Origin of the sequence: Streptomyces sp. NPDC059851 (genome assembly GCF_042732005.1) — a bacterium.
Classification (GTDB): Bacteria; Actinomycetota; Actinomycetes; order Streptomycetales; family Streptomycetaceae; genus Streptomyces.
The window spans coordinates 1-23,039 of sequence record NZ_JBHWJJ010000135.1 but is presented as its reverse complement, the minus strand read 5'-3'; the positions used below and the strand labels follow the sequence as shown (position 1 = coordinate 23,039).

At 73.2% G+C, this 23,039-nt stretch carries 23 protein-coding genes; 11 read left to right on the top strand and 12 right to left on the bottom strand.

From position 1 onward, the window contains the following. Positions 1–51 precede the first annotated feature (51 nt). Positions 52–2,121, bottom strand: coding sequence for a DUF4132 domain-containing protein (locus ACFV7Q_RS31850; RefSeq protein WP_385433784.1), 2,070 nt, complete (start codon positions 2,119–2,121; stop codon positions 52–54). Positions 2,122–2,178: 57 nt separating this feature from the next. Between ACFV7Q_RS31850 and ACFV7Q_RS31845 the strand changes: the two genes are divergently transcribed. Beyond that, complete coding sequence (locus tag ACFV7Q_RS31845) at positions 2,179–2,670, top strand: hypothetical protein (RefSeq protein WP_385433782.1); 492 nt, start codon at positions 2,179–2,181, stop codon at positions 2,668–2,670. A 640-nt stretch (positions 2,671–3,310) separates the two neighbouring features. On the opposite strand, the gene ACFV7Q_RS31840 is transcribed toward ACFV7Q_RS31845, so the two are convergent. Continuing rightward, positions 3,311–4,096 (bottom strand): ATP-grasp domain-containing protein, encoded by a 786-nt coding sequence (locus tag ACFV7Q_RS31840; RefSeq protein WP_385433780.1) that lies wholly within the window; start codon positions 4,094–4,096, stop codon positions 3,311–3,313. Between the two features lie 178 nt (positions 4,097–4,274). Between ACFV7Q_RS31840 and ACFV7Q_RS31835 the strand changes: the two genes are divergently transcribed. Then, a complete protein-coding gene (locus ACFV7Q_RS31835; protein ID WP_385433778.1) occupies positions 4,275–4,736 on the top strand; it encodes a calmodulin-binding protein in 462 nt (153 codons plus the stop codon). Between the two features lie 137 nt (positions 4,737–4,873). Then, the gene (locus tag ACFV7Q_RS31830; RefSeq protein WP_385433776.1) at positions 4,874–5,728 is read left to right on the top strand and encodes a class I SAM-dependent methyltransferase; all 855 of its coding nucleotides are present in this window, start codon (positions 4,874–4,876) and stop codon (positions 5,726–5,728) included. On the opposite strand, the gene ACFV7Q_RS31825 is transcribed toward ACFV7Q_RS31830, so the two are convergent. Beyond that, positions 5,722–6,252: a hypothetical protein gene (locus ACFV7Q_RS31825; RefSeq protein WP_385433774.1), complete on the bottom strand. Its 531-nt coding sequence runs from the start codon at positions 6,250–6,252 to the stop codon at positions 5,722–5,724. The genes ACFV7Q_RS31830 and ACFV7Q_RS31825 overlap by 7 nt on opposite strands. Before the next feature lie 150 nt (positions 6,253–6,402). Between ACFV7Q_RS31825 and ACFV7Q_RS31820 the strand changes: the two genes are divergently transcribed. Genes ACFV7Q_RS31820 through ACFV7Q_RS31805 form a run of 4 tightly spaced genes read left to right on the top strand, consistent with a single transcriptional unit; the run spans position 6,403 to position 10,300 of the window. After that, complete coding sequence (locus ACFV7Q_RS31820) at positions 6,403–6,903, top strand: hypothetical protein (RefSeq protein WP_385433772.1); 501 nt, start codon at positions 6,403–6,405, stop codon at positions 6,901–6,903. 36 nt (positions 6,904–6,939) lie between these two features. Further along, a complete protein-coding gene (locus tag ACFV7Q_RS31815) occupies positions 6,940–7,494 on the top strand; it encodes a hypothetical protein (protein WP_385433770.1) in 555 nt (184 codons plus the stop codon). 14 nt (positions 7,495–7,508) lie between these two features. Continuing rightward, positions 7,509–8,735 carry an MAB_1171c family putative transporter gene (locus ACFV7Q_RS31810; protein WP_385433768.1) on the top strand — a complete coding sequence of 409 codons (1,227 nt, stop codon included), beginning with the start codon at positions 7,509–7,511 and terminating at the stop codon, positions 8,733–8,735. Beyond that, the gene (locus tag ACFV7Q_RS31805) at positions 8,732–10,300 is read left to right on the top strand and encodes an amidase (RefSeq protein ID WP_385433766.1); all 1,569 of its coding nucleotides are present in this window, start codon (positions 8,732–8,734) and stop codon (positions 10,298–10,300) included. The genes ACFV7Q_RS31810 and ACFV7Q_RS31805 overlap by 4 nt, the downstream gene beginning before the upstream one ends. A 489-nt stretch (positions 10,301–10,789) precedes the next feature. Here the strand turns inward: ACFV7Q_RS31805 and ACFV7Q_RS31800 are convergent, their stop codons facing one another. From ACFV7Q_RS31800 to ACFV7Q_RS31790, 3 genes are all read right to left on the bottom strand, one after another. Further along, on the bottom strand, positions 10,790–12,085 hold the full coding sequence (locus ACFV7Q_RS31800) for an LCP family protein (RefSeq protein ID WP_385433764.1): 1,296 nt from the start codon (positions 12,083–12,085) through the stop codon (positions 10,790–10,792). A 97-nt stretch (positions 12,086–12,182) separates the two neighbouring features. Then, on the bottom strand, positions 12,183–13,718 hold the full coding sequence (locus ACFV7Q_RS31795; protein WP_385433761.1) for a N,N-dimethylformamidase beta subunit family domain-containing protein: 1,536 nt from the start codon (positions 13,716–13,718) through the stop codon (positions 12,183–12,185). A 188-nt stretch (positions 13,719–13,906) separates the two neighbouring features. After that, positions 13,907–14,551: a GNAT family N-acetyltransferase gene (locus ACFV7Q_RS31790; protein WP_385433759.1), complete on the bottom strand. Its 645-nt coding sequence runs from the start codon at positions 14,549–14,551 to the stop codon at positions 13,907–13,909. A 110-nt stretch (positions 14,552–14,661) separates the two neighbouring features. Between ACFV7Q_RS31790 and ACFV7Q_RS31785 the strand changes: the two genes are divergently transcribed. Continuing rightward, a complete protein-coding gene (locus ACFV7Q_RS31785) occupies positions 14,662–15,402 on the top strand; it encodes a siderophore-interacting protein (protein WP_385433757.1) in 741 nt (246 codons plus the stop codon). Positions 15,403–15,512: 110 nt separating this feature from the next. Continuing rightward, positions 15,513–16,166 carry an NADPH-dependent F420 reductase gene (locus tag ACFV7Q_RS31780; protein ID WP_385433755.1) on the top strand — a complete coding sequence of 218 codons (654 nt, stop codon included), beginning with the start codon at positions 15,513–15,515 and terminating at the stop codon, positions 16,164–16,166. Positions 16,167–16,170: 4 nt separating this feature from the next. On the opposite strand, the gene ACFV7Q_RS31775 is transcribed toward ACFV7Q_RS31780, so the two are convergent. Both ACFV7Q_RS31775 and ACFV7Q_RS31770 read right to left on the bottom strand, forming a co-directional pair. After that, positions 16,171–16,827, bottom strand: coding sequence for a DUF6308 family protein (locus ACFV7Q_RS31775; protein WP_385433753.1), 657 nt, complete (start codon positions 16,825–16,827; stop codon positions 16,171–16,173). Beyond that, on the bottom strand, positions 16,824–18,008 hold the full coding sequence (locus tag ACFV7Q_RS31770; RefSeq protein WP_385433751.1) for a VWA domain-containing protein: 1,185 nt from the start codon (positions 18,006–18,008) through the stop codon (positions 16,824–16,826). Before ACFV7Q_RS31770 ends, ACFV7Q_RS31775 begins: the two co-directional genes overlap by 4 nt. A 287-nt stretch (positions 18,009–18,295) precedes the next feature. On the opposite strand from ACFV7Q_RS31770, the gene ACFV7Q_RS31765 reads away from it, so the two are divergent. Continuing rightward, a complete protein-coding gene (locus ACFV7Q_RS31765) occupies positions 18,296–19,282 on the top strand; it encodes an RICIN domain-containing protein (protein WP_385433749.1) in 987 nt (328 codons plus the stop codon). 34 nt (positions 19,283–19,316) lie between these two features. On the opposite strand, the gene ACFV7Q_RS31760 is transcribed toward ACFV7Q_RS31765, so the two are convergent. The 3 genes from ACFV7Q_RS31760 to ACFV7Q_RS31750 form a co-directional block, all read right to left on the bottom strand. Further along, positions 19,317–19,799: a VOC family protein gene (locus tag ACFV7Q_RS31760; RefSeq protein ID WP_385433747.1), complete on the bottom strand. Its 483-nt coding sequence runs from the start codon at positions 19,797–19,799 to the stop codon at positions 19,317–19,319. A 394-nt stretch (positions 19,800–20,193) separates the two neighbouring features. Then, positions 20,194–20,766: a GNAT family N-acetyltransferase gene (locus tag ACFV7Q_RS31755; protein ID WP_385433745.1), complete on the bottom strand. Its 573-nt coding sequence runs from the start codon at positions 20,764–20,766 to the stop codon at positions 20,194–20,196. 113 nt (positions 20,767–20,879) lie between these two features. Continuing rightward, the gene (locus tag ACFV7Q_RS31750; RefSeq protein WP_385433744.1) at positions 20,880–21,215 is read right to left on the bottom strand and encodes a hypothetical protein; all 336 of its coding nucleotides are present in this window, start codon (positions 21,213–21,215) and stop codon (positions 20,880–20,882) included. 281 nt (positions 21,216–21,496) lie between these two features. On the opposite strand from ACFV7Q_RS31750, the gene ACFV7Q_RS31745 reads away from it, so the two are divergent. Continuing rightward, positions 21,497–21,928, top strand: a complete 432-nt coding sequence (locus ACFV7Q_RS31745; RefSeq protein ID WP_385433742.1) for a hypothetical protein — start codon at positions 21,497–21,499, stop codon at positions 21,926–21,928. A 12-nt stretch (positions 21,929–21,940) separates the two neighbouring features. On the opposite strand, the gene ACFV7Q_RS31740 is transcribed toward ACFV7Q_RS31745, so the two are convergent. After that, the gene (locus ACFV7Q_RS31740) at positions 21,941–22,771 is read right to left on the bottom strand and encodes a class I SAM-dependent methyltransferase (protein ID WP_385433740.1); all 831 of its coding nucleotides are present in this window, start codon (positions 22,769–22,771) and stop codon (positions 21,941–21,943) included. Positions 22,772–23,039 lie beyond the last annotated feature (268 nt).

Sequence of the window (23,039 nt, the reverse complement as noted above, 5' to 3'; positions counted from 1 at the left end):
CACCAGGGCCCCGCTGGTCGCCAGCCCGGTCCGGTCCGGGGCGGCCTCTTCCTAGGCGACCGGGTGCGCTGCCCGGACGAGCTGCGGGAACGGCTGCACGATCCCGAGGTCGGCGAACAGCGCCGACCAGGCGGCCACCGCGTCGACGCCCAGCTGCAGCGGGTGCGGCAGGCTGAGGACGGCGTCCGCGCCGAGCGTGAAGCCGTCGTCCTCGGCGTCGGCGAGGCTGCGGTCCTCGGCGATCCGGAACTCGACGGCCGAGTCACCGACGACGGCCCGCCACACCAGGCGGCGGGCCAGGTGCCCCACCAGCGGGTGCTCGACGAACAGCTCGTGGAACTCCTCGGCGGTCCAGGTGCGGCCGTCGACCATGGCGGCCTCCAGACGGCGCACCTGGTCGGCGGCGACGGCCCGCACCTCCTTCTTCAGGGCGGCGAACCGCTTGCGCTCGGCGGGAGCGAGCTCCGGGTCGTCCTTCACCCCCGGCTCGGGCAGGACCGTGAGGCGCTCGCCGGCGGCGTCGGCCGCGTACGGCCCCAGCTGTTCGTCGAAGCCGACGGTGAACCGGCGGCTGCCGTAGTCGATGACGGTGCTGCCGTCCGCGTCGAGACCGCAGTAGGGCACCAGCCGGTCGGCCAGCTGCTCGCCGGTCAGACCGAGACCGGCCGCGACCTCGGGTACCTTCTCGCCGGCGCGGGCCTTGAGGGCCTTGGACTTCGCCCGCTGCGTGATGTCGTGCAGGCTGAGCAGGGCGGTGTCGGTGCCGATCGCGGCGAGCACGTCGAGGCCGTCGACGGCCCGGTGGTGGGCGCCTTCCCCGGGCCAGTTGCAGATGATCGGGCTGAGCAGCCGGACGGTGTCGTCGTCACCGATGCCGCCGAGCTGGTGCAGCGCCCAGGCGTCGTCGGCCGGCATGCCGGCGATCCGCCACTCGTCGAACACGGCCCTGCCGAACTCGGCGAACGAGGCGGGATCGGCGATCTCCCGCACCTGCTCCACGCCCGGATACGGGCTGTGGGGGGTGCTGAACGCCATCATGCGGAGCAGGTGCCCGGTGGCCTCGGCCGGCAGGGCCTCGCCGCTGCGCAGCTTCAGCTGCGGGAGGGCGGCGGGGTCGGCCCAGCTGCCGGGTTCGACCGTCTTGGCGGGCAGTGCGATCACCAGCGGATCGGCGTCGAGGAGTACGCCGATCGCCTCGACGGCCCGCGAGCCGTACGCGGCGGCGGCCTCCCGGACCGTGTCCGGGCCGTGCGCGGCGGCGATCGTCCGGAGCGCCGCCTCGGCGGCCGTACGGGGCTTGCCGGGCTTCCCGAGGGCGTCGGGGACGAGCAGGGCGGCGGCGTCCCCGGCGTGCCGGGTGAACCAGGCGTGCGCGGTGCGTCCGGCGGACTTGAGCCGGACCAGCCAGTCCGCCATGAGTCGGGCCGTGCGCAGGTCGACGTACGGCATGAGCAGGACGCCCATGGTGGCGGGCAGCCGGGCCGCGACGCCGAGGACCATCCGGAGGGCGTCCGCTCCGTGACGGGCGATCAGCGTCATGAAGTCGTCGGCGCCCTCGTGGGTCCAGTCGTGGGCGTCCCAGGCGGCGAGGACCGGACGGACGACGTCGACGGGGCCCCTCGTGAGCAGGACGAGGGCCTGGTAGTCGCCCTGCAGCCGGCCCGCCCGCGCCCGGGCGGCGAGCTCCGTCAGGTCCAGGTGTGCGGCCCAGCCCGCGATGTGGTTCTCGGCGGCGGCCCACTCCTCCTGTTCGCCGGGCAGCCAGGCCGTGCGGGTGTCATCGGGGGCGCTCAGCCCGGTGACCGTACGGGGCTTGGTGCGGCGTACGCGGGCCCACGGCGGGCTGGTGAGGACCTCGGGCAGGGCGGTGGCGTCCGCCACGGCGAGCTGCCCCTCGCGTCGGGCCAACGGGCCGACGACGTCGGCGGCGCCGGCGGGCAGTTCGGGCAGGACGGCGAGGGCGAGCTCGCGGTGCGCGGCCACGTGCGCCGTCAGCATGCGGCGGGCCAGGGACGCGTTCGCGGAGGTTCCCCGGGTGCTCTGCGCGAGCAGGCGCATGGCGCGCACCGGATAGCGGCGGGCGGCGGCCAGCAGGGCGGGCCGGACCGTCCGGTTGTCCATCCGGCCGAGCAGGGCCCGGAAGGCCGCGTCGCCGGGGAGTTCGACGAGGGCTTCGGAATGCGTGCGCAGGTCTTCGGCGTCGGCCCAGGAGCTGTTGAGCGCATCGGCGAGGAGCGGGGCGAGGGCCGCTCCGAGGCCGTCGGCGCACGTCGCGATGAGCTGCGTGGACCAGCCGTGCCAGCCGAGGTCGAAGCCGGCGGCCCGGACCGCGGCGACGTGCTCGGGGGTGCCGAGGGAGGCGGCGAGCAGGAACAGCTCGGTGTGGAAGCCGTTGTGGGAGGGGAGCCGGTCGGCGCAGCACTCGTCGACCCAGCCCAGCTCGCCGGGGACGACGAAGCTGACGTTGATACGGCGGCGCAGGGTGTCGCGGTGCCCGGCCAGCGCCTCGACAGCGGCCCTGTAGTCGGCCTCGGGGCACTCGCGAGGAGCTGCCGGGCGCGTCCGGCGACGGGGGCCCGGCCATGGCTCCAGCCCTTGGTCCCGGTGATCCAGCGGACACCCGTGACCGTCACGCCGGAGTGCACGGCGTACCAGCCGGGCGCGATCTGACCGAACTCGACGGCGGCACGGGCGGCGAACGGCAGGCCGTACCGGACGGCCCAGGCGTCCACGAACAGCTCGCGGTCGCTGCCGCCGTGACCGGCGCGGACGAGGTGTGCCAGGACGGCGGCGCCGAGCGGGTCGGGCGTCCCGGCCAGGTGGGCGCGGGCCGCCGCGACGAGTACCGGATCGCTCTCCCGGAAGTCCAGGACCCGGGCGACCTGTTCGGACTCCTGCTCCAGCCAGGCATCGGTCCGGGCGGGCGCGGTCGCCGACGCGGACACCGGCCGGAACTTCCCGCCGCGCCGCGGGAGGACGTTCCGCTTCCAGGTGTCGGGGAGCTCGAAGGCGTCCTCGTCGAGCCGGACCGGCGCCGTCCGCGCTGCCGCGCACGCCTGCGGGTCAGCCGTGGTCTCCGGCGCGCCATCAGGGTCCGCCCCGGGACGGGGGCCGGATGCGGCCGCGGATCCCGGGGCGCCGGCCCCACTCCCGCCGGCCTGCTCGTTCCCTTCCTTCTCGCGCGGCTCGACCGGACCGTCCCCGACATGTTCCCAGCCCTGCACGTGCCCTCCACTTCCCCCGCTCGACCAGTTGCCGGAACACTAGCCGCGGCCACTGACGACACACCGCCGCAGGGGCGTTCGGGAACTCAGCCCGGAATGCCCGCCGGGCCGCCCGTGGTGCCGCGCAGGAACCGCAGGTCCCGGTCGCGGAGGTCCTCCCTCGGTCCCGCGGCGCGCAGGACGACGTCCAGGACGTGGTCGGGCTCGGCGGCGTAACAGTGCGCGAACCACGGCATGTTGGCCTCCACCACCGCCCAGCCGCCGCCGGCGAGCCGCCCCACGTCGAGGCACACCCCGCTCGGCAGGTCCTCCGCCGTGGCGCCCAGCACCTCCCGGGCGAAGCCGAGGACCCCTGGCTCCAGCGGTGCGGGATCGGGGCGCCCGTACACCGCGTAGCGGCTGCCCGCGCGGACCTCGCCGTCGAGCACGAACAGCCGGTACTCGGCGGCGAACTCGACCACTGAGCTGACCAGTACGGGCGTCGCCCCGTCAAGGCCGTCCGGTAGCCGGGAGCCGTCCTCGTACACGGCGGCGGGAAGCGCCTCGATCTTCGAGGAGGGCGGTTTCACGAACGTCCGCTCCGCCAGGGAACGCGCCTCGCCGAGGGTCGTGAGCCGGACGGAGCGCCCGAGCAGCGCGTACGGCACCGTCGTCAGCCAGTCGTCGGCGGGTTCGAGGAGCCCGAGGCCGAGCGAACCGCCCAGTCGGTCGGCGGCGAGCGGGCCCCCGTACCAGTGCGTCCGACGGCCGGGGGCCCCGGCGGCACGGTCGACGACCTCGTACCCGCGCCAGACCGCCGCCTGTCCGAGCAGCTCCGCCGTGGACGTCCGGGGTGGATGGAGGAGCAGGACGGTGCCGGTGCCGTGGTTCATGGCAGGAGCCTACGGTGCCCGCAATCAAGCCCGGACAGGGGCCATTTGAGCCTCGATGATGTCCTTTAGGGCATTTTTGAGCGACAAGCGACCACTGTGTCCACTTCGTGACTACGGTTCGCCGCATACGGGTTGCACACGCAGCCCGCACGACCCACCCGCACCGGAGGTATCAGTCATGCGACGCACCACCACCAAGGCCGGCACGCTCGCGGCGGTCTCACTGCTCGCCCTGGCCTGGGCCCAGCCCGCACAGGCCGCGCAGGGCGGCGAGACCGGAGCGCAGGTCACGGCCGGGCCGGCGCGCTACTTCGAGTTCACGGACGGCACGGACACGTTCGTCATCAAGCTCACCGACCCCGCCAAGGTCCGCCAGGCCCGGGACATATTGAGGGGCGTGGACACGGAGAACGTGGGCGTCATGGGAACGATCGTCAAGACGCCCGCCGCGTACAACAAGCCGTGGAAGTACCACCTCGACCCCAACTCGGTGGCCTTCTTCGGCATGGCCATGGAGGTGTGCGACGCGAGCATCGCGTACGTCGACGACCACCTCGACGAGGTGGGCGGCGCGCTCCTGCCCCGGTCGACCTGGTGTCCCTGGCAGTCGAAGCTGACCCGCGAGCTCCCGCGCCCCTGACCGCTCCCGCGCCCCCTAACCGCTTCCGTCCCGGACCGTAGCCACGCCCCCGCCCAGCCCAATCCCGGCGGCCCTGCGACCCGGCGGCCACCCTGGAGGGCCGGGCGGGTACCGCGCCCGGGAGGAAGGAGCAGGCGGTGGCACCCGGACGCGAGGAGCACCCGCCCGGATCCGCGGGCAGCACGCCGGACGAGGGCCCCGGCCGGTACGGCGAGGCCCTCTTCCGGCCGGAACACCCGCAGGAGGGGGAGCGGATCGACCACGCCGCGCTCGTCTACGACCCGCTGACCCGTGCCCGGTTGCGCAGTCTCGGAGTCGGCCCCGGCTGGCGGTGCTTGGATGCCGGCGCGGGAACCGGGACCGTGGCCCGCTGGCTCGCCGAGGAGGCCGGAGTCGACGAGGTCGTCGCCCTCGACCGTGACACCGGCCGGCTGGCCCCGTTCGCCGGCCCTCGACTGCGCGTCCGCGAAGCGGATCTCACCCGGCTCGCCGCAGAGCCGGACCTCGGCACCTTCGACCTGGTCCACGCCCGGTTCGTGCTCGTGCACCTTCCCGAACGCCGGGATCTGGTCCCCCTCCTCGTCGAGCGCCTCAACCCCGGCGGGTACCTCGTCCTCAGTGACGCCGCCGACGTTCCCGACCCCGCCGACCCGCACTCCGCCTACCGTCGCACCCTGGACGCCGTGTGGCGGACGCTCGCCGAGACCATCGGCACCGACATCGCAGCCGTACGCGCCCACCCGCACGTCCTGCGCGCCGCGGGCCTGGAGGGGGTCGCCGCGGAGCTGGTGTGCCCGCCCCTCACACCGGGTTCCCCCCTCGCCGCCTTCTGGAGCGGGACCTGGGAGCGGATGCGGCCCGACCTGCTGGCGGGCCGCCTCGATGCCGCCACCCTCGACGGGGCCCTCACCTACCTGGCCTCGCCCGCCCTCGCCGAGCTGGGCCCCGGCATGCTCACCGTGTGGGGGCGCCGCCCGGTGCCGCGTCAGTAGCGCACGGCCCTGGCGGTCTCCGGGGTGATCTTGCCCGACAGCTGGTGCGTGCTGCGTGCCGTGCCCTCGCCCTTGGCCTTCCCGGCCACGTTGTCGACGGTCACCACGACCACGTCCACGACGTTGCCCCCGTCGTCCTTGAAGTTCACCTGTACCGCGAAGGACTTGGTCGAGTCGTCGGTGTTGTCCACCGTCACCGGCACCACCGTGGTCCCGTTCGCGTCGGTGGACGCGGTCCCGAGGGTGACGGCCTCCTTCGCGTTCACGCCGCCCTTGATCCCGTCGAGTTTGCTCCGGGCCTCGGCGGCGGCCGAAGCCGCCGTGTCCGCGGCCCTGGACGCGGCCGCAGAGACCTCCGCACCGGCGGACGCCACGGCCGACGCCGCCCTGGACGCGACCTCCGCGGGGGTGTCGCCGTTCGAGCAGCCCGCCGTGCACAGAGCCGCCACCGCCACGGCGCCGGCCAGCGCGCGCCCGGCCGTGCGCCCCTGCTTCTGCTTCTGCTTTTGGGGAGTCTTTCGCATGCGACCAGTCAACGCGGAAAGGGGGCCCTCGGACGCCGCGACCCGGCAGGGCATTCGGATGACCGCTTGCAGGTTTCGATCCGTCAACTATAGTTACGCACAACGGGCGTCAACTATAGTCACGCCTGCGGAAGGGAGGGGTAGCAGGCAGTGGCGGAATCAGCACACGGACCCGACGGACCGGACACGTCCGGGCCGGGCCGGGCCTCCGCTGCGGTCCCGATCCCGGGTGCCGGCGCTCCCTTCTGCGAACGCCTCAACTTCCTGTTCGACCGGGTGCGCCCGCCGGGCGCGGAGGAATACACCAACGCCCACGTGGCCCGCACCATCTCGTCGTACGGCGAGGACAGCTACACCCGGTCCCACATCAGTCTGCTCCGCGCCGGCAAGCGCACCCCGACCATCACCATGGTCCCGCTCCTCGCCCGGTTCTTCGGCGTGGAGGCCGCCTACTTCGTCGAGGACGAGGTCACCCGGAAGGTCACCACCCAGTTCGAGATCCTGCGCAAGCTCAAGGAGAACGGCGTCGAACAGATCGCCCTCCGTGCGATGGGCGTCTCCGCCGCCGGCCAGCGCAAGGTGTTGGCAGCGCTCGAAGCCGTACGCAAAGAGGAAGGTCTGCCCGCCGACCCCGAGAGGGAACTGCCTTGAGCAGCGGCCGACGTCGCCAGGAGAGGAGGAACCCCCATGTGGCTCAGCCGTCGTAGCCGCGGCACCGTCCGCAAGGCCGACGAGGCCCACGAGGTCGAGCGCCGGAGCCGGGAGTTCGTCGGGAACCTCGGCCTGCCCGCGGTCGACAGCGTCCTGGAGCTGGTGCCCTTCATGGAGGAGTACCTCGGCCGGTCCATCCGGCTCATGCCGTTCGTCTCGGACCCGACCGACCCCGACTCCCTCGACGCCTCCGCCCCGTGCGGCCTGTGGCTCGCCACGGGCGAAACGGACTACGTGTTCTACGACACCGCCATCAGCCGCGCCCACGCCGAGATCATCGTGGGGCACGAGTTCGGCCACATGCTCAAGCGTCACCGCGGCAACGCCTCGGTGGAGGCCGGCAGCCTCGGCGGGCTCATCACCGACATCGACCCCGCCACCGTCCAGCTCGTCCTCGGCCGGACCCGCTACAACGAGCCGGAGGAGTTCGAGGCCGAACTCCTCGGGTCCCTCCTACAGGAGCACGTGAGCACCTCCCGGCCGCCGGACCTCCGGGAAGCCGACCCCATCACCCGCACACTGCTGCGCTGACCGAACAGGGACCCGTGAAAGACATCCTTCACCCCCTGTGCCTGGCCATCGCCGGGACGGGGTTCCTCATCCTCGTACGGGACCTGGGCAAGAGCCGCCGCGACCCGGCGCTCGTCGCCCTGGCCTTCACCTACGGCTTCTCCGCGCTCAGCTACGCCGTCTCCCTCACCTGGGTGTGGGTGCGCATCGACGGTCTCCTCGGCGTCCCGAACGTCGTCGTGCCGATCGCCCAGGGCTTCGTGATCATCGTTCTGGCCCTCCAGGCCACCGTGCTCGCACACTGGTCGAAACCCCTCGACGCGGCCCGCCGCCGCAGCCGTCTCCTGATCGCCGCTGCCGCCGCCGTCATCGCCGCGATGGCGGTGCTGTTCGCCCTGCTCACCCCGGCCACGACCCGGCCCACCGACTTCTCCCTGTACTACGCGCACGACCCCGTCTTCCAGGCCTACGTACTGCTGTACTTCGGCACGTACAGCGTTGCCGAGACCTACCTCGCCGTGTCCTGCTGGAAGTACGCGCGCACCGCCAAGAACCCGTCGATCGCCTTCAGCCTGCGCCTCGTCACCGTCGGAGCCGTCATCACCCTCGGCTACAGCGGCATCCGCATCGCGGCCGTCATCGGTGCCGAGACCGGATTCAGCGTCAGCCACCTCAACGGATTCGCCTGGGCCTGCGGCGACATCGGCGCCACCCTCACCCAGATCGGCTACCTGATCCCGACCCTCGCCCAGCGGGCCGGCAGCGCCCGTCACTGGGCCGCCGCCCACCTCAGCTACCGCCGCCTGGGCCCCCTGTGGTCCGCACTCGACCAGGCCGACCCCGGCATCACCCTGCGCCGCCCGACCCACCAGGGCCAGGACGTCCTGCGCGGCCGCAGCGCCCACTTCCCGCTGCTGCGCCGCCGCGTCGAGATCCGCCAGGGCCAGAAGCTGATGCGCCGCTACCTCGACCCCGCCGCCAGGGCGGAGGCGGAGACCCGCCGCGCCGGCGAAGGCCTCTCCGCCGCCGAGCTCGCCGCCGCCGTCACCGCCGACCAGATCCGTGCCGCCCTCATCCGGCACGCGACCGACGACCCCGTGGACACCCCCGCCGAGTACGCCGACGCCGAACTCACCCTCGCCACCACCGAGGACGAGCTGCTGCACCTCCAGCGGGTCGCCGCGTACTTCACACCCCCCACGGTCGACCACCGCCGCAGTGCATCCGACGTCCGCAGCGCCACCTCAGGAGCCCGTTCGTGATCCTCCGACGCACCCTGCTGATCGCCTCCACCGCCGTCGCCGCGGCGGCGTCCATGGCCACCATGACCGCGGCCGCCCGCGCCCGCGGCACCGCCACCGCCACCGCGACGACGCCCCTGCACCTGGCGCCCGCCCGGGACCAGATCGCCGCACTGCGCCGCCGCACCACCACCAGCCGCGCCCTGCTGGAGCAGTACCTCCAGCACATCGACAGGACCAACCCGGGCCTCAACGCCGTCATCACCCTGGACGCCGACGCGGCCCGCGCCGCGGCCGACGCCGCCGACCGCCACCTGGCCAGGACCGGCAAGCCCCTCGGCGCCCTCCACGGCCTGCCCGTCACCGTCAAGGACGCCCTGGAGACGAAGGGCCTGCGCAGCACCTGCGGCGCACCCGACCTCACCGACCACGTCCCCGACCGGGACGCCGACGCCGTCGCCCGGCTGCGCGCCGCCGGCGCCGTCATCGTCGGCAAGACCAACGTCCCGGTCATGTGCCAGGACCTGCAGACCTCGAACCCGCTCTTCGGCACGACGAAGAACCCGTACGACGCCACCAAGACCGCGGGCGGATCCTCGGGCGGCCCCGCCGCGGCCGTCGCCTCCGGCATCTCCAGCCTCGAACTCGGATCCGACCTCGCCGGCTCCCTCCGCCTCCCGGCCGCCTACTGCGGCGTGTACGCGCTGCGGCCCAGCGGCGGCATCGTCCCCACCCGCGGCCACATCCCCCGGCCCCCGGGCTGGCTGTCCAGCTCCGACATGCTCACCCTCGGCCCGATCGCCCGGACCCCGGACGACCTCGACGTCGCCCTCGACGTCCTGGCCGCCCCGGCCCCCGCCGAAGCCGCCGCGTGGCGGATCGAGCTGCCCGCGCCGCGGCGCCGCCGCCTCGCCGACTACCGCGTCGGCCTGTGGCAGGACGACCCGTACTGCCACGTCGACGAAACGATCCGTCGGCTCCTCGACGAGGTCGCCGGAATCCTGCGCTCCGCCGGCGCCTCCGTCGACGACACCACCCGGCCCGTGCAGCTGGCCGAGAGCGACCGGCTGTTCCAGCGCCTCATGTTCGCGACGGCGAGCGCCACCGCCACCGACGCCGGCTTCGCGGACGACGTCGCCGCCGCCGACAGGATCCCCGCCGACGACCCGAGCGGACTCTTCCTGCACTCGCGCACCATGCGGCACCGGGACTGGCTGCGCGCCAACGAGGACCGCGAGAAGCTGCGCGGCCACTGGGCCGACTACTTCACCGACCACGACGTCCTCATCACCCCGGCCGTCCCCAGCACCTGCGTCGACGACCAGACGTCCACCCCGGTCCCGAGCCGGTTCATCACCGTCGACGGGCAGAAGCGCCCGTACTTCGACCAGACGGCGTGGCTGAACCTGGCCGGCCACGTCAGGCTGCCCGCCGTGGTCATGCCCGCGGGCCGGACGACCGACGGCCTGCCCCTCGCCATCCAGATCATCGGCCCCTACCTGGCCGACCGCACGGTCATCGACATGGCCAAGCACCTGGCGCGCAAGCTCCCCGAGCCCGCGCAGCCGCCCGCGTTCACCGCGTGACCGGGCGCCCATGACCGGGCCCGCTCTGCCCCCACGGGGGTGGGGCGGGGCGGGCCCGTACGCACACGGCAGAGGGGCTCCGGGAGAACCGGAGCCCCTCTGCCGTGTCCACAGGACATGCAGGGCCCGGATACCGACGGGGGAAACGGCACCCGGGCCCTGTGATCAACATCCTAGTCCCCTCCGTCCCGTGGTGTCGCCGCGGCGGTCCGCGGCCACGTCAGCACCGGAGGTCATTTCCCCTCGCACTGCGCCGAGTTCAGCAGCTGCTCCATCTGCACCGCCGGGGTGTTGGTGGTGAGGGGGCAGGGGTCACGACGGCGGAGGGGCGGCCGTCCTCGGTGACCAGAGTCTGCGTAGCACACGGTCCCGACACCGCCGTTCACCCCCGAGGACTCGATCCCCGCCATGGGCAGGATGCTCTGCGCCTCCGCCTCCGCCCCCGCCCCCGGCCGCGGCCGGGGGGCAGTGACCCGGACGGGAACCAGGTCAGCGGGCGGCGGCGAGGCAGCCGAGGCGGTCGGCGGTGACCGGAGCGCCCTCGGCGACGTTCCGGTCGTAGGTGACCTGCTTGACGGTGACGGCGCGGGCGCCGACGGCCACGTCCAGGTACGCGTCGTGGCCGGGGACGACCTGCCGGCGGGCTCCCGGCAGGGCCGCCGCCACAGTGGCCGCATCGCTCTCCCGCCCGGGCGCGTACCGGATCATCGGCGGACCGGCCGGGCGGGCCTTCGGGGCGAGGGCGGAGGTGTCGGTGACGACGAACCCGCCGGCCAGCAGGGCCGCCGCCACAGCGGCATCGTCCACCCGGACCTTGATCCCGGCGGGGTTGGTGGGCGCCGGGGTGTCGGGGACGGGCTGGATGCGCCGGTCGCCGGTGACCGGTCGGTCCGCGGCCAGCGCCTCCCACAGGGCGCGGGAGCGTTCCGCGTGCCACAGGAGGGTCGATCCGACGCCGGGGACCCGGTGGTCGAAGGTCTTGATGGGGACGGTCACGAACTCCGTCCGCTCCGGGCGCAGCCTCCCGAGGGCCGTGCCGAGGCGCACCAGATCGGCCAGGTCGGTGCCGGTGTCGGTCCGCACCGAGGTGAGCAGGGCACGGGCGGTGTCGGCCGCGGCGAGGGGGTCGGCCAGGGCGCCCTCGACGGTGAGCCGGGTCAGCAGGTCCGAGACGGCGCGCTGTTGGCGCCGCACGCGGCCGAGGTCGCCCGGTCGTTCGACGTGCCGGGCCCGGACGTAGCGCAGGGCGCCGTTCCCGTCGGCGTGGTGCATGCCGGGCGTCAGGTCGAGGCCGGAGTTCTCGTCCTTGAGGGCCTTGTCGGTGCAAAGGGCTGCCCCGCCCAGCCTGTTGACGGCCTGCTCGAAGCCCGTGAACCCGGTTTCGAGGTAGTGGTCGACGTGCAGGCCGGTCACCTTCTCGACGGTCTTGACGGTCAGGGGTCCCCGGCCGCGCGCGTACGCCCCGTTGATCTTGCCGAAGACGCCGCTGCCGTCGGCGTACTCGACGTACGAGTCGCGCGGGATCGACACGATGCTGGCGCGGCGGGTGTCCTGCGACAGGTGCACCAACATCATCACGTCGGTGCAGTTGCACCCCGCGCCCCCGACGTGCAGCCGGTCCTTCTCCGCCTTCGACAGCCCGGTGCGGCTGTCGACTCCGACGACCAGGACGTTCGTCCCGTTGCCCGGTGCGGCGCGGTCGGCGGGGGACGGCGGCGGACCGGCCCAGGCCGCACCCGAAACCAGCGTCGTCAGCAGGGTCAGCGCAGTGGCAAGACGGAGCAACGCCTACTCCAAGGGGCCGGGCGGACCGACGGGCCGGCATCCCGCCGGTCCGCGGATCGGACGCCGAGGGTAGCCGTTCCGGCCGGCCGGGCCCCGGCTACACGCCGGAGGCCGCTCCTGTCGGGGCGCCGTCAACACCGTAATGGAGGGACACGTTGTCCACCGCGGGCCGTGCCCGTCCTGCCGGGCCCGCGGCGAACGCCCGCAGCACGTTCTCGGTGACGGTCCGCGTGAACGCCCCGGCGCGGCCGTCCAGTCCGTGGTTCGCCTTCCCTCCGCCGGGCCCGGTGGCGTCCAGCGCTTCCACCCAGCGCATGGTGCCCGTCGCGAACAGGCCGGCCCCGGAGGGCAGGGAGGCGTACACCGTGTCCGCGTACGTGTGCCGCCCCTTGCACACCACCGGCGAGTGCGCCAGCACCTCGATCGGCCGGGGCGTGGGGTACCGGAGGTCGATCCGGTCGTACTCGACGCCCACCAGGTGGGCGAACGCGTCGCCCTGCGCGGCGGCGGTGCCCGCCAGGAGCCAGTGGCCCGGGTGGGTCACCACGTAGGGGGCGTCGACCGGGTACCCGTCGTAGATGACCCCCAGCAGGCTGCTCTCGGGCTCCGGCGCGGGCGCCCGCCGGAAGTCGTTGGTCGGCGGCAGACCGCGCCGGAAGCCCGGATCCAGGGCGTAGTCCTCCTTGTAGCAGACCACGGTCCGGTCGGGGCCGACCGCTGAGTCCTCGAACCGGGCGCGCCGGTAACAGCAGTTCGCCCCGAACACCGCCAGGTTCGTCCCCGCGTCCCGGGCCGCCGTGGTGCGCAGGCGCTGCTCGGGGCTCCAGTACTCGTCGTGCCCGGGGGACAGCAGCGCCACCGCCCCGCACAGCAGCAGGCGGTCGCGTGCCACGTCGATCCCCGTCGCGTACGCCAGCGGGAGTCCGAGCCGCTCCGCGAGCGTGACCAGTGGCGCTTCGTACGTCAGGAACAGGCCTGCGCCGTGCGCGTTCTGGTAGGGCCGGTCGAAGGAGACCGCGAGCGATCGTGAGGCCTTCTTGCCCGTCGTGCCCTTGTAGAGGTCGGCCCCGCCCCACCGGTTGTACGCCTGCCAGGTGGCGACCGCGTTGACCAGCAGCACCCGGCCCGCCGCCGACGCGGACCGCACCGTCAGCGGAACGTACCGCTGGGCGCGCTCGCCGCTGTCCGTGGTGTCCAGCCGTAGCAAGTAGCTGCCCTCCGGCCAGCCACAGGTGTCGACCTCGGCGGTCTGCCGCCACTGCGCCCACGCCGTCCGCGTCGCGGTGTCGACCCGGGCCGGCGGCTGGAGCCGCCCGGGCAGCTCGGGCGAACGCCACACCAGGCGGGCCCGGGTGCCGCCGTACCAGCCCATGCGGTAGGCGGAGACGGTGTAGGAGGCGGCCGTCGTCGACACCCGCAGGCGGAGCGGCTCGCCCGGCAGGACCGAGGCGCGGTCGGCGAAGCCCTCGATCGCCCGCGCGGCCCCGGCCCGGGTGATCCGCCAGTCCGCGTCGCCGGGCCGCCGGTTCTCGGCCCGTACGTCGAGACACCGCCGGCTGCCGCCGTCCGCCGCGGCTGCGGGCCGGGCCGCCGCGGAGGCCGTTACGGCGAGGGCCGCCGCGAGTCCCAGCACTTGCCGGCGCCCCGGTTCCCCACCGCTCCCCGGTCCCGCCGGTCCTGCGTGCTCGACCCGTCCCACGGCGCCTCCTCGCCTCCGCCCGGGCCGTGCCCGCGGCGCACCGACACGGCCCGGCCACCGTACGGCACACCGTCCGTGGCGACGGCGAGGACAGGCCGCGGCGGACGCGTGGGTGCCGGCGACTACTGCCCGGGTCCGGTGCCGGCGTCCGGGGCCGGCAGCACCTCGGGGCGGTCGAGGAAGGCGAGCACGGCCTGCTTCTCGGGGAGGTACACCTCGGGCAGGTCGATCTCCGGCAGGGTGATCTCCCCGTGCTGGACGAAGCCGAGCCGGTCCAGCATCGCGAGGGCCTTGTCGTTGCGGGCGTCGGGCTCGGCGACCGCCCGCCGGACCGCCGGGTCGCGGAAGGTGAAGCGGATGAGGGACCCGACCAGGGTGCGGCTGAAGCCGGAGCGGGGCCGGCCCGCCGCCGGGGCCAGCATCAGGTGGACGCCGATGTCTCCCTCCCGCACCTCGTAGCACTCGCTGACCCGGTCCTCCTCCGGCTGGTACGTCTGGAACAGCGCCACCGGCTCGTCGTCCAGCCGGACCATGAAGGCGTGGTGGGTGTCGCGCCGGTCCACGTCCTCGTAGATCTCCTGGACCAGTTCCCGGCTGGCGCCGTTCATGCCCCAGAACGTTGCGCGCTCCTCGGCGACCCAGGAGTGCAGCACGCCGGAGTCGGCCGCGGGGTCGACGGGGGTGAACCGGACGGTGCCGAAGCCTTCGACGGCCTCGGTGTAGACGTCCGCGCGCGGGGGAACGAGGGCGGTGGAGTCGGGTCTCATACGGTTCTTTTCCTTCGTAGCAGGTGCTGGACCTCGGTGTGCACACTGACGCCCAAATGCATTAGGTTAGGCTCGCCTTACTGTATCGGGGTTCAGGGGAAGGGGCGGACATGGGCGTCGCCAAGGGTTGGGAGGGTGTGGTCCTCAAACTGCTGCGGGGCAAGGACTTCACGTTCACGGTCACGGGTGCCGAGCAGGTCACCCCGCACTACCGCCGCGTCCGGTTCACCGACGGCGGGCTGCTCGCGGCCGCGGGCGAGTCCCTCCACCCGACCATGTGGGTCCGCCTCTGGTTCGACGACGACGGCAAGCCGCACCAGCGCGCCTACACCCTGGTCGACCCCGACCCTGCGGCGGGCACGTTCGCCCTGGAGTTCGCCCTCCACGACGGGGTGGCCAGCGACTGGGCCCGCAACGCCGATCCCGGCGACACCATCGAGGCCACCGTGCAGGGGACCGGCTTCACCGCCCCCGTGCCGGCCCCCGAACGCCTGCTGGTGATCGGCGACCCCGCCTCCCTCCCGGCCATCAACTCCCTGCTGGACGCCTACCCGCAGACCCCGGCCACCATCTGGTTCGAGACCCAGCACGAGGCCGACGCCGACCTGCCGGTACGACTCGACCCCGACCGGCACGAGATCCGCCGCGTCCCCCGCTCCGGCGGCGGCGCCGCCCTCGTCGAGCGGATCCGTGCCGAACTGCCGGCCCTGGCGGCCGATCCGCAGTCGGCGTACGTGTGGCTGGCCTGCGACACGGCCACCACCCGGACCCTCAGCGGCTACCTGCGCAAGGACCTCGGCCTGCCCAAGCAGCGCGTGCACGGCCTGGGCTACTGGCGCGACGCGGCCTGACCCCGGCCGCGCCGGGGCGTGGAGGCCGCTGCGCGCCCGCCCCCCACCTGCGGGACGGTGCGTTCGATACGATCTTGGGTACGCGGACCGTCCGGGGGAGGACCCGACCGATGAAGATCGCTTTGCTGGGGACGGGCGGCGTGTGCCGCGCCCTCGCCCCCGCCTTCCTCGCCCTGGGGCACGAGGTGACCGTCGGCACCCGAGACCCCGGTGCCACCCTGGCCGGCAACCCTTCCTACGTGCAGCTCGCCGCCCGCTGCCCGGAGTTGGAGCTGCGCACCTTCGAGGAGGCGGTACCGGGCGCCGAGCTCGTGGTGAACGCCATCGACGGACCTTCCTGCGTCGCCGCACTCACCCCGCTGGCCGGCCTCCTCGCGGGCCGGATCGTCATGGACGTCTCCAGCCCCTACGACTGGTCCGACCCCGGGGCCGTCCTCGACCCCGTCAACACCGACAGCCTCGGCGAGCAGCTCCAGCGGGCGCTGCCGCAGGCGCGCGTCGTCAAGACGTTCAACACCCTCGTCGCCGGGGTCATGCCGAACCCGGCCATGGTCGGCGACGGCGACCACACGGTCTTCGTCAGCGGGGACGACGCCGCCGCCAAGGAAGCGGTGACCGACCTGCTGACGGCCCTCGGCTGGCGGGACGTGCTCGACCTCGGCGGCATCCGCACCGCCCGGGCGACCGAGATGATGCTGCGGATGTTCATCGACACCTCCGCCGCCCTGGGCACGTACGTCTTCGGCTTCAAGATCGTCCGCTGATTCCTCAGGAACAACGGCCCCGCTGGTGGTCCACCCGATGGTGCATCCACAGCACCACGTCGCAGACCCGCAGCGCGCTGACCGTCCCCGGAAGACCCGCATCCTGTCGCAGGGCCGTCAGCCTGCGCTGGAGCGCGTGGTCGTCGGCGCGCAACGCGGCACGGAGGTCGAGCCAGAAGGACTGCGGCCGACCGAGGACGCAGCGCACGACCTGGTCGTAGACCGGCAGGAGCCGGGGTCGCTTCCTGGCCAGGAGCTTGCCGGCCGTGACCCATCGGATTCCGGGCTGGTCGCAGAGGACCTCCCAGGCCGTCACCGCCGGCGACCCGGGGGCGAGGTCGGCGGCATCGGCTCCGGCCATGTCCTCGTCACAGGGAATGCGGCTCAGCAACTCGGACATGTGGGTGCCAAGTTCGCCTTCGAGGAGGTCGAGGGCCGCCGCTGCCGGAACCCTGACCGACAGGGTCTGCACGGCGATCAGGTCATCGGCGGTCACCCTGTTCGCCACGGCGGGTCGGTCCCCGCCGCCGGCGAGGTGCTCGAAACGACTCCCGGTGAACGGCGCGTCGTGCGAGGGGCCGGTGCCGAAGTAGCGCCGGAGGTGGGGCACGGCTCCAGGGGAGGTGAGCAGGTCGCTGAGCCGGTGGTTCAGCGGCTTCATCGCCGCAACCAGGCGGCGAATGCCTCGACGAGGCCGGCGTAGAACCGCTCGTCGGGCACCGATCCCGGATTCTTGGTCGCGTCGTAGAAGGCGACGTTGGTGAAGGTGGCGGAGGCGGATGCGTTGAGGTTCTTGTAGAACGCGAGCTTGCCCCGCCCGAATCCGACGAACAGCCAGAAGACGCCCAGTGACGCGGTGTTCTGCAGCAGCGATCGGACTTCGGCCTTGTCCAAGGGCTCGTCACCGACCTGTGTCACGATGAAGGCGGGATCGGCGGCTCCGGATTCTTGGTAGTGCCCCACGGCCCGACGCATCGCCTCGGCGACGTCGCCCCACCCCCAGTCCACCTGGGTGTGCAACTGACCGATCCGGCGACGGTAGTTGTCCAGCCGGATCTCCTCCAGGAACGGCTGCTCCCCACTGGAGAAGATCACGGGTACCGTGCCGTCGTCGTCGAGGTTGGCCGACAGCGCCAGGACCCGTTCCGCGAAGGCCTGCACCGCGAACGACTCGTACAGTTCCTCCATGTGCCAGTCGTGATCCAGGATCAGGTACACGGCGGCCCGCCGGTCGGAGACGTTCCGGTCCGCGAGGATCCTGCCGGCTTGGCGTGCCGGCGAGAGCAGTCCCGGGGCCAGGCGTTCGACCTTCGCCAGGTTCACCTCGGACGCGGTGGGGCCCGAACTCCCGTGCACCTGGGTGGAGGAGGGCGCGGCGGGTGCAGCCGGTTCGGGTTCGACGTCGACGCCGTAGTCGGTCGCCACACCGGCCAGACCCGAGGCGTAGCCCTGTCCCACGGCACGGATCTTCCACCCGGCGCTGCGCCGGTAGAGCTCAGCCAGCACGACGACCGTCTCCCCGGACGTGAAGTCGGGAGCGGTGAAGGTCAGCGCAGGGGAGCCCGGTTGGGTGACCAGGACGAGCGGGGCGCGGGTGAAGACCGCCCCCGGCTGCAAGGGGTCGGCGCTGGCCACGACCGCCACCCGCTCGACGTCGGCCGGCATGTGGGCGAGGTCGGCCGTGACCGTCGAGCCGTCGAGGGACACGCCGTCTTGGGTCGGGTGGTTGTAGAAGACCAGGTCTTCGTCGCTGCGGACCTTGCCGTCCATTCCCAACAGCAGCGCGGAGACGTCCACGGCCAGCCCGTGAGCCGACACGGCCAACGCCACCGGTGCCGTCATCAGCGCAGAGTTCTCCCCTTTGAGCAACGACGTCGTGCGCATTCCCGCCCCCCTTGATCGCCGAGAGGCAAACGGTAGCCACGTCATGCCCGGGCGTCCCGGATTTCGGCCGAATTCCCCCCGTTCCCCGCGCGGGGCGCCGCCGGGTGGTAATGCGCCGTTCTCCTGCTGCTTTCCCGTGCGCCGGGAGGGAGGACGGGGGCGGGAGGGCCTGTCGGCGAGGGGCGTCCGGACGTCCGGACAGGCGCTGTTGCCGGTGCGACGGCCCGTGCGGTACCCCTGGTCGGATGGACGCAGATTTCGTACGGCCTGGCGATTCGTCCACCACGGAGGACTTCGTCGCCGCACTGCGGGCGCTCAAGGCGCGGTCCGGCCTGACGCTGCGTGACCTCGAAGGTCGGGCGGCGGCCCGCGGCGACGTCCTCCCGCGCAGCACGGTCGCCGACGTCCTGCGCAAGCAGACGCTCCCCCGCCGGGAGTGGGTGGTGGCCTTCGTCCGGGCCTGCGACGACCAGGAGCGACTGGGGGAGTGGCTCGGCGCCTGGCAGCGCCTCGCCCAGGAGGCCCCCGAGACACCCCGCACAGACCTCGACGCGTCCTCCGACGCGGACGCGGACGCTGATGCCCCCAGCACCGGGCAGTACGGGCGGCCGGAGGAGACGAAGCGGCGGAAGCCGACCCTGATCACGGTGGCCGCGGTGGCGCTGGCGGGCGCCGCGGCGGCCGTGGCGCTGATCGCCGCCGGCCTGACCACGACCACACGGACGGCCGGAGGGGCCGGGGGCCGGCCGGCAGGACTCTTGCCCCTGAAGTCCGCGGGGAGCTGGGCCCGCATACGGCCCGCGCAGGCGCCGGAGCTGTGCCTGACCGCAGGTCGGGAGCGCTCCGGGCGCTACGCCTCCGAAGTGGCGGTGCAGCGCTCCTGCACCGACCCGGGCCCGCGCACCTTCCTCCAACCGACCTCCGAGGGCCTGGCCACCCTCAAGTGGGAGCACCCGGTGGACAAGGGCATGGGCTGCCTGACCGTCATCGAAAGCGGTGCCGCCGAGGGGTTCGTGGAACCGCGGGAGAACTGCCAGCCCGACGAGGACGGACAGCTCTTCCGGATCGAGCGCGCCGGCCCGGCGGCCGACGGCTTCCGCTTGCGGCGTTCCCGCAGTGACCTCTGCCTGGGCATACGCGACGGTGCGGCGGTCTCGGGGGCAGAACTCGTCCAGGAACCCTGCGGTTCCGGAGAGGGCCAGCGCTTCCTCATCGACCTGATCCCCCAGTGAGCGGCCCGAACGGCAGCACCAGAGACCGGGACCGTCACTCGGCGGCGAGACGGAGGCGGATCTCCGCTTCCGAGACGTCCTCCAGGTGGGTCAGGAACACCCATATGTGACCCGAGGGGTCCTTGAGGACGACGGTGCGGTCGCCGTGGAACATGTCCGTCGGCGGCTGGAGGATCTCGGCGCCCGCGGCCCGCGCGCGCTCGGCGAGGCTGTCGACGTCCGGCACGAAGACGTGCAGGGTGACGGTCGTGCCCCCGCCGAGCGAGGCCGGCGCGACGAAGGCGGCGGCTTCCGCCTCGTCCACGCTGGCGTCGCCCAGCATCAGGGTCGACCCGCCGATGCGGATCTCGGCGTGCAGGATCCCGCCGCCCGGGGCGTCGAGCCTGAAGTCCTCGTGGGCGCCGAACGCCCGCTCGTAGAAGTCGATCGCCGCGGCGGCGTCGTCGACCATGATGTGCGGGATCACCGCGTGGCGGTAGCGGTCGGGGACCTCGGCGGTGGCGGTGGGCTCGGTCATGGCGAACTCCTTAAAAGCGGCCCCGGGTTCGGTTCCCGCGGCTCTGAGAGGACCGTAAAAGCTCATGTTTGGTTCAGGTCAAGCGTGCGTGGGGACCGCGCGGAGCCCGTCGGGGCCTCGGGTGCCGGAGGACGTGGTTCCGCGTGAGGTGTGGAATGCGGTACTATCTATTTCGAGCTCGCCGCCGCAAACCACGGTGGTGGGACCGGCGTTGGTGGTCCAAGGAAAGGCACCCCACTTCCTGTGGGGGGATGCAGGTGCAAGGCCTGCCCAGCGCTCGATCAAGGCCCCGGCCTCCTCCACGGAGTCCGGGGCCTTCGCCGTGCACGGCACGCCGCGGGGACCTCGGCCGGACTGAGCGCGAGGTGCTCCGGGGCCGTGAGAGCACCGTCCGTCAGCGCAGGTCGAGTCGCATCACGACGCGCGGATGGCCGGCCAGGACCGAGGTGGTGTCGGCGACGTGGACGAAGCCGGCGCGTTCGTAGTTCTTCCGGATCCCGGGGTAGGCCATCGTCAGGTCCACGCGGGCGTCGCCGCTGTCGAGCGGATAGGCCTCCACCGCGGGTGCACCGTGGGCGCGGGCGAACTCGACCGCGCCGGTGATGAGGGCGTGCGACATCCCCTGCTTGCGGTGACCCGGCCTGACCCGGATGCACCACAGCGACCAGACGGGCAGGTCGTCGACGCGGGGGATCGTGCGGCTGCGGGCGAAGGACGTCTCCGAGCGCGGTGCCACGGCGGCCCACCCGACCGGCTCGTCGCCGGCGTAGGCGATCACTCCCGGAGGGGGCTGTGAGCGGCACAGCTCCGCTACGTACTCCCCGCGGGCCGGGCCGCGGAGCTCGTTGTTCAGCTGCGACGGGATCCGGTGGCTCAGACACCAGCAGACGTTGGCTCCGGGAGACTTCGGGCCGAGCACGGCGCTCACGTCCTCGAAGACCGATGCCGGACGAACTTCGATGGTCACGACTCCACCCTGCCACGGCGACCCGTCCGATGCCCTGCTTCCGCCGGCGGCACCTGGGGCGGGGGCCCGGGCGCCGTCGTGCCCGGACCCGCGCCACTCAGCCGGCCGCCGGATCAGGCGGGCTGCTTCACACAGGTGCCGACCACGTATCCGGTGACGCCGTGCTTCGTGACCTTCACCCAGCGGTTGCTGATGATGCCGCACTTGCTGTACGAGCCGCCGTAGTACATCTGGCACGGCGACGACGCCCTCTCGCCCTTGTTCAGCTGGGCGAGCCCCCTACCGTTGACGTTCATCCGGTCGCGTATCACCACGGTCTCCAGTGCCAGCGCCGTACAGCTCGCCGAGGCCGCGTTGGTCTGGGCGACGGCCGGGCTGCCGGCGATGAGCGTGGTCCCGACCAGGGCGGCGGACGCCATGGCCGCACCGAGGATCCGGCGTGTGCGCATGTCTGTACTCCCTCCGATTGACGCGGGCACGCTGCCCGCTGCGGTAGCAAGCAGCCTAGATCCACTACCACTTGGGGCCGTGCAGCGCGGTCCGCTCCCTCGCCGTGCCACGTGTGCCGGCCGGTCTCGCGGCCCACAGCTCCGGACGCCTTCCCACGCGGGTTCGCGAATGCCGGACCTGCGGGGGAACGGCCGGGCGAGGTGGTGCGTCCTCCCCGGCGAAGGGCGCGTGCCGAGCGGAACGGAACGCCCGGGTGCCGGTGAAGGGGCGAGGAGGTTCGGTGCGGGAAGAACGACGGTCGAGGGCAGGGCTCGTGCTGCTGGCCGTGGCATTGCCGCTGGTCGTGACGGTGGTCGTCATGGCGGTGGTGTTCGCAGGAACCGGATCCTCCGGGACGGGCCCGCTGCACCGGACCGTGCACGACTACCTCGATGCCGTGGGCCGGGGCGGGGCAGCGCCCGCCGCCGGCACCGGGAACGGCTGTACGGGCACGGGCGGCGATCCGACGGCCACGCTGCGCGGCCTCGTCGCGGCACCCTTCGAGCACCGCATCGTCTCGTCCACGGAGAGCGGCGGCACGGCCGAGGTCAACGTGGACCTCACCCCGCCGAACGGCGCTCCCGTGGCCGTCGTCCTGGAACTGCGCCGGGCGGCGGACCGCTGGGACGTCTGCGCCGCCTCCACCGGCCGGGTGGTGATCGACCCGTTCTGACGCCGGACCGCTTCAACCCGTGCGGTGGGCCGTGAGCAACAGGTATTCCCATTCCATGACGCCGTCCCGGGTGTGCTCCTCGGCCAGTGCGTCGAGTTCGCCGTCCAGGGCGGCCGCCCGGTCCTCATCGTCGCCGAGGGAGCGGTAGACGGCGATGGTCGGGCCGTAGCAGGCCTTGAAGAACGTACGGAAGTCCCCGCGGTCGGGGAAGGCGTCCACGCGGACGGTCGCGCGGCGGGAGTCCACGTCCGTGACGCGGTCGCCGAGCAGCCCGTAGACGTACTCCTCGTCGCCCCAGAGCGGCGGCGGCTGGGACCCGGGGGGCGGTGGCGGCGCGTACGGCTTCATCGTCGCGAACATCCGGCCGATGAACCCCTGCGGCGTCCAGTTGGTGAGGCCGACCGTGCCGCCGGGGCGGCACACCCGGAGCATCTCGTCGGCGGCCGCCTGGTGGTGCGGGGCGAACATGATGCCGAAGCAGGACATCACGACGTCGAACTCGCCGTCCGCGAAGGGCAGGTGCTCCGCGTCCGCCTCCCGCCACTCCAGGTGCGCGCCGCGCACCGTGGCCACGTGCTGGCCCACTTCGAGGAGTTCTGGGGTGAGGTCGCTCGCCACCACGTCCGCCCCGGCGAGAGCGGCAGGGATGGCCGCGTTGCCCGCGCCCGCGGCGATGTCCAGGACGCGGTCCCCCTGCCGTACGCCGCATTCCCTCACGAGTTCGGCACCGTTCTCCGGGACGACGTGCGAGGCCACGGACGGGTAGTCACCCATGGCCCACACGGCCCGGTGGCGCGCCTTCAGCGCGAGATCGGCCGCGACCGGGTCGGGCGCATCGGACATGACCGCCTCCAGGGCTCGGACGTGCCCCTTCTCCGAGCATAGGCGGGTCCCGGCGGTGGCGCCGTCCGGGTGAACGGCGGTCGCCGGGGCGGCGGATGCGCCGGCGCTGCAGTACGTGCGCGAGCGCGGCCCGCCGAAGGGACGCCCGGCAGGAACGGCCCGCACGGCTGCCGGTCCTCCCCGGGCGGGAGGACAGCCAGCCCTGGGGGGCGCGGCCGGCAGGGTACAGGCCCGATCGGGAGCAGAAGGGTATTCACATCGGGCGCTG

What these genes read in the sequence shown, in the direction of transcription:
- ACFV7Q_RS31850 (WP_385433784.1), bottom strand. Translation starts at nt 2,121, where the DNA reads ATGGACAACCGGACGGTCCGGCCCGCCCTGCTGGCCGCCGCCCGCCGC.
- ACFV7Q_RS31845 (WP_385433782.1), top strand. Translation starts at nt 2,179, where the DNA reads ATGCGTGCGCAGGTCTTCGGCGTCGGCCCAGGAGCTGTTGAGCGCATC.
- ACFV7Q_RS31840 (WP_385433780.1), bottom strand. Translation starts at nt 4,096, where the DNA reads ATGAACCACGGCACCGGCACCGTCCTGCTCCTCCATCCACCCCGGACG.
- ACFV7Q_RS31835 (WP_385433778.1), top strand. Translation starts at nt 4,275, where the DNA reads ATGCGACGCACCACCACCAAGGCCGGCACGCTCGCGGCGGTCTCACTG.
- ACFV7Q_RS31825 (WP_385433774.1), bottom strand. Translation starts at nt 6,252, where the DNA reads ATGCGAAAGACTCCCCAAAAGCAGAAGCAGAAGCAGGGGCGCACGGCC.
- ACFV7Q_RS31815 (WP_385433770.1), top strand. Translation starts at nt 6,940, where the DNA reads ATGTGGCTCAGCCGTCGTAGCCGCGGCACCGTCCGCAAGGCCGACGAG.
- ACFV7Q_RS31790 (WP_385433759.1), bottom strand. Translation starts at nt 14,551, where the DNA reads ATGAGACCCGACTCCACCGCCCTCGTTCCCCCGCGCGCGGACGTCTAC.
- ACFV7Q_RS31785 (WP_385433757.1), top strand. Translation starts at nt 14,662, where the DNA reads ATGGGCGTCGCCAAGGGTTGGGAGGGTGTGGTCCTCAAACTGCTGCGG.
- ACFV7Q_RS31780 (WP_385433755.1), top strand. Translation starts at nt 15,513, where the DNA reads ATGAAGATCGCTTTGCTGGGGACGGGCGGCGTGTGCCGCGCCCTCGCC.
- ACFV7Q_RS31775 (WP_385433753.1), bottom strand. Translation starts at nt 16,827, where the DNA reads ATGAAGCCGCTGAACCACCGGCTCAGCGACCTGCTCACCTCCCCTGGA.
- ACFV7Q_RS31770 (WP_385433751.1), bottom strand. Translation starts at nt 18,008, where the DNA reads ATGACGGCACCGGTGGCGTTGGCCGTGTCGGCTCACGGGCTGGCCGTG.
- ACFV7Q_RS31765 (WP_385433749.1), top strand. Translation starts at nt 18,296, where the DNA reads ATGGACGCAGATTTCGTACGGCCTGGCGATTCGTCCACCACGGAGGAC.
- ACFV7Q_RS31760 (WP_385433747.1), bottom strand. Translation starts at nt 19,799, where the DNA reads ATGACCGAGCCCACCGCCACCGCCGAGGTCCCCGACCGCTACCGCCAC.
- ACFV7Q_RS31750 (WP_385433744.1), bottom strand. Translation starts at nt 21,215, where the DNA reads ATGCGCACACGCCGGATCCTCGGTGCGGCCATGGCGTCCGCCGCCCTG.
- ACFV7Q_RS31740 (WP_385433740.1), bottom strand. Translation starts at nt 22,771, where the DNA reads ATGTCCGATGCGCCCGACCCGGTCGCGGCCGATCTCGCGCTGAAGGCG.